This window comes from Ideonella sp. B508-1, assembly GCF_000333615.1.
Lineage (GTDB): Bacteria > Pseudomonadota > Gammaproteobacteria > Burkholderiales > Burkholderiaceae_C > Ideonella.
Window position 1 is genome coordinate 1 of the sequence record NZ_BADL01000047.1, and the last position, 4,511, is coordinate 4,511.

5 protein-coding genes are annotated in these 4,511 nt (G+C 68.3%); 3 read left to right on the plus strand and 2 right to left on the minus strand.

Annotated features, from left to right (window positions below; genetic code table 11):
- The 3 genes from I73_RS25510 to I73_RS25520 form a co-directional block, all read left to right on the plus strand.
- On the plus strand, positions 1-1,301 hold a 1,301-nt coding region (locus I73_RS25510), incomplete at its 5' end, for a HAMP domain-containing sensor histidine kinase (protein WP_022979155.1).
- Positions 1,302-1,304: 3 nt separating this feature from the next.
- Entirely contained in the window at positions 1,305-1,727 is a 423-nt protein-coding gene (locus I73_RS25515) for a response regulator (protein WP_022979156.1), read from the plus strand.
- Positions 1,724-2,842, plus strand: a complete 1,119-nt coding sequence (locus I73_RS25520) for an adenylate/guanylate cyclase domain-containing protein (RefSeq protein ID WP_022979157.1) — start codon at positions 1,724-1,726, stop codon at positions 2,840-2,842. The genes I73_RS25515 and I73_RS25520 overlap by 4 nt, the downstream gene beginning before the upstream one ends.
- 12 nt (positions 2,843-2,854) lie before the next feature.
- Here I73_RS25520 and I73_RS02405 read toward each other — a convergent pair whose 3' ends face one another.
- Positions 2,855-3,511: a Crp/Fnr family transcriptional regulator gene (locus I73_RS02405; protein WP_234409389.1), complete on the minus strand. Its 657-nt coding sequence runs from the start codon at positions 3,509-3,511 to the stop codon at positions 2,855-2,857.
- Between the two features lie 94 nt (positions 3,512-3,605).
- Positions 3,606-4,379, minus strand: coding sequence for a LuxR C-terminal-related transcriptional regulator (locus I73_RS25525; RefSeq protein WP_022979159.1), 774 nt, complete (start codon positions 4,377-4,379; stop codon positions 3,606-3,608).
- Positions 4,380-4,511 lie beyond the last annotated feature (132 nt).

The window sequence follows — 4,511 nt, forward strand, 5'->3', positions numbered from 1 at the left end:
CGCCCCTGGCCTCGGTGCTGCACAACCCCACGCTGGAGGCCTACGCCGTGGACGCCCGTGGGGTGGTGGTGCTGCACGCCGACACCACGCTGATGCTGGCCCAGCGCGCGGCACCGCAGCCAGCCGACGAAGCCGCTGCCCCCGCGGCGGACCCGACCCCGCAGGTGGATGGCATGGCGCTCAGGGGGGCCCGCAGTCGTCCGGGGCTGGAGGGGCAACCCGTGCTGGCCAGCCGCTTTGCGGTGCCGGCGCTGGGCTGGCAGCTGGTGATCGAGCAGCCCCGCAGCGTCGCCCTGGCGCCGGTGTACAGCACGCTGGTGCGCACCGGCGTGGTGATCCTGCTGGCGGTGGCGGGCGCCATCCTGGCCGCCATGTGGGTGGTGGGTCGGGTCAGCCAACCCATCCGGGAGCTGCACCAGGGCTCCCAGGCACTGGCTGAAGGCCGCCTGGGCACCCGCATCACCATCCACAGCAACGACGAGTTGGAGGACCTGGCCGCCCAGTTCAACGTCATGGCCGCCAACCTGCAGGAGCTCTACCGTGACATGTCCGGCAAGATCGCCGAGCGCACCCGTGACCTGGAACTGGCCAACCGCCACAAGTCGGAATTCCTGACCAATATGTCGCACGAGCTGCGCACGCCGCTGAACGCCATCATCGGCTTCTCGGATGTGCTGCGCGAGGAGATGTTCGGCCCGCTCAACGAGCGCCAGCGCGAATACGCCCACGACATCCACGCCTCCGGCGAGCACCTGCTGTCGCTGATCAACGATGTGCTCGACCTGTCGAAGATCGAGGCCGGCCACATGGAGCTGAACCTCTCCGAGGTGGAGATGCCCGAGCTGATCCAGAACACCGCCGCGATGATGCGCGAGCGCTGCACCCGCGGCGGACTGACGCTGAGGCTCGCGCTCGAGCATGCCCCGGACACCTGGGTGGCCGATGCGCGACGGGTCAAGCAGATCCTGCTGAACCTGCTGGGCAATGCGGTGAAGTTCACGCCCCAGGGTGGCACCATCACCATCCGCGCCGGCACCCGCGAAGGCGAAGGCCTGTGGATCGAGGTGAGCGACACCGGCGTGGGCATCGCGCCGGAACACCAGGCCATGGTCTTCGAGGAATTCCGCCAGGTGGGCGACGACATCCTGCGCAAGAGCGAGGGCACCGGGCTGGGCCTGCCGCTGGTGCGGCGTCTGGCGCGACTGCACGGTGGCGACGTGACCCTGCACAGCGTGGTGGGCGAAGGCACCACCTTCCGCTTCAATCTGCCGCGCCTGCCCGACGAGGAAGAGAGCCTCTGAGCCATGAACATCACGCTCCATGTCATCGATGACGACGACCGCAGCCGCAAGCTGGCGGCCGATGTGCTGGCCTCCCAGGGCTTTCAGGTGCATGCCTCGGGCACAGCAGCCGAAGCCCAGGCGCAGCTGCTGGCGCACGGGGCCGATCTGGTGTTGCTGGACATCCAGTTGCCTGACAGCGATGGCTTCGCATTGATCGGCTGGATCCAGACCCAGCCGACACTGAGCGACGTGCCGGTGGTGGCCCTGACCGCCTCGGTGATGCCCGCCTACCGGGGCCGCATCGAGGAATGCGGCTTTGCCGGCTACATCGCCAAACCCCTGACCTCGGTGCGCCAGTTCGTCCAGACGGTGTGTGGCCACCTGCCCGAGGCCCTGCAGGCCCAGGTGCCCCCCCACCTGCTGCCACCAGCGGCCACGCGATGAACACCGTGCCACGCATCCTGGTGGTGGATGACCAGGAGAAGAATCGCCGCCTGATGGAGGCCCTGCTGGCCTCACGCGGCTACGAGGTGCTGCTGGCCGAGGGCGGCGAGCAGGGCCTGGAGATGGCGCTCACACGGGCGCCGGACCTGATCCTGCTGGACGTGCTGATGCCCGACCTGGACGGCTACAGCGTCTGCGCCCGCCTGCGGCGCGAGGCCGGCATGCAGGCCGTTCCCATCGTGATGGTGACCTCGCTGGATGCCAAGGAAGACCGGGTGCGCGGACTGGATGCCGGTGCCGACGACTTCATCACCAAACCAGTGGTCAAGGAGGAGCTCTGGGCCCGCGTGCGTTCGCTGCTGCGGGTCAAGGAGCTGTACGACAAGGCCCAGGCCCAGAAGGAAGAACTCGCCGCCTGGTCCCAGACCTTGGAATACCGGGTGGCCGAGAAGGTGATGGAGGTGGAGCACCTGTCCCTGCTCAAGCGCTTCTTCTCCCCGGCCCTGGCCGAGCGCCTGGTCGCCACCGGCAACGGCGAGATCCTGCGCAGCCATCGCCGCGAGATCACGGTGCTGTTCGCGGACCTGCGGGGCTTCTCGGCCTATGCCGAGCGGGTGGATGCCCTGGCGCTGATGTCGATGCTCAGGGACTTCCACCGTGCCATGGGCAGGCTGGTCTTCGAGTACGAAGGCACGCTGGAGCGCTTCACCGGCGATGGCTTCATGGTCTTCTTCAACGATCCCGATCCCCAGGAAGACCACAGCCTGCGGGCGGTGAAGCTGGCCCTGGCCATGCGCGAGGCCGCGAGGCCGCTGCAGACGCGCTGGCAGACCCTGGGCGGGCCGTCGGGGCTGGGCATCGGCCTGAGCCGTGGCGAGGCCACCGTGGGTCCGATCGGCTTTGAGGGACGGCTGGATTACGCAGCCATCGGCGCGGTGACCAACCGGGCCTCGCGGCTGTGCGCCGCGGCCCTTCCGGGAGAAATCCTGGCCTGCGATACCACGGCCCGAGCGGTGACCCAGGAGGTGATCTTCGGGGCCACCCGCTGGCTGGATCTGCGGGGCCTGAGCACGGGGCAGGCCGCGCACCCGGTGCTGGATCTGGTCAGTGGCTGAACGGCGTCGCGCTCACCAACGGTGGGGCAACTGGCGCATCAGCCGGATGCGTCCGCGCTGCTGGGCGATGTAGCCACCCTTTTCCAGGTCTTTCATCAGGCGGCTGACCATCTCGCGCGAACAGCCGATGCGGTGGGCGATGTCCTGATGCGTCAGCAGGATGTCCCCACCCGAGGGTTCCCCCTCGGCGCTGAGCAGCAGGCGCAGCCGGCCGTAGACGTCGTTGAGCGCCAGGCGCTTGGCACTCTGGGTCACAGAGCGCGCCCGCTGGATCACCATGGCCAGCAATTCGAAGGCGAACTCCGGCTCCTCGGCGATGAAGCGCAGCAGAGTTTCACGGGCCAGCACCACGCAGGTGCAGGGCTCCAGTGTGGCCACGCTGGCCGAACGGGTGCCGCCATCCAGGCTCATCTCGCCCACGCATTCGCCCGGGCCATAGCTGCCGTAGGTGATCTCACGGCCCTGGTCGTCGGCGCCGAAGACGCGCAGCAGGCCCTGGAGGATCACATAGAGGGTGTCGCCGTGGTCACCTTCCTGGATCAGGAGGGTGCCCTTGGCATAGCGACGCAAATCGCCGCGCTCGATCAGCCGCTGAAAGAGCGGTGAGAGGCGACGCACGGCCGGGTAGTCGGCCAGCCACCCCGAACCGGGGATGTGTGCATTCAACACGGGCACGGTTGCAACCATGCCTCATGTTAGCTGGCCGAACGGCCAGGACGCCAGAAATTGACCCCGCAAAGAACTCCGCGGGGGCCCGACTGTGTCAGTTGTGCACGCCAGCCAGCACGCCGAAGAGGGTCCCCATGCCGCCGAAGGCCGACCGATGGTCGCCCGAGGGCTGGCGCAGCGTGCCCACCAGCGGCGGCAGCACCGCCACCTGATGGATCAGGCTGCGGATGCTGTCCGAACCGGTCTTGGCGCGGATGTTGGCGATCTGGGTGCGCACGGTGGAGATGGCCACACCATTGGCCTGAGCGATGTCCGAGGGGCTGGCGCCATCGCACAGCGCGATCAGCACCTGCTCTTCACCGGGCGACAGCTTGTGGGCGCGGGCAAAGCCCTGCACCGACAGAGCGCCGCAGACCTGGCTCTTGCCCAGCACCAGCAGGGTGGCGGCAGACGACGCCTCGCCCGGCAGCAGCGGCAGCGGCACCACGGAGACGCCGGCCCGGTGCTCGCCGTCGCCCAGCGACAGCAGGCGGCGCAGGCCGCGGCGGCTGGCGCCCTGCAGGGCGTCCACCAGCGCGGTCTGGTCGCGCAGGTCCCGGGCCCGCAGCACACGGCCGTCCAGCATCAGCGGATGCTGGCCTTCCAGCTCCATGCGGGCCGCATGGTTGACATGCATGACATGGCCGTCTTCGCCAATCATCAGCATGCCGTAGTCGATCTCGTCCAGGGCCAGGGCCATCAGACGGGCCATCAATGCGGCGCCGGAGCGCCGCTCGGGCCCGCGGTAGGACATTGCACGGGTCAGCGCCGGCCAGGGCGCGCGGGGGGTGATCGAAGCGTTTGGCGGGGTGGTGACTGGTTCAAACACGGCTGTCCTCCTGATGTTGGAGCCGCTGTGTCCATCCACCTGAGGATGTGCTGGACTCCATGGCCTTCAGCTTAGAGGTTCAACCTGCTAGGGCTAAGTTAAGTTTTCGCTGTCCCTTATGTGAACGAATCA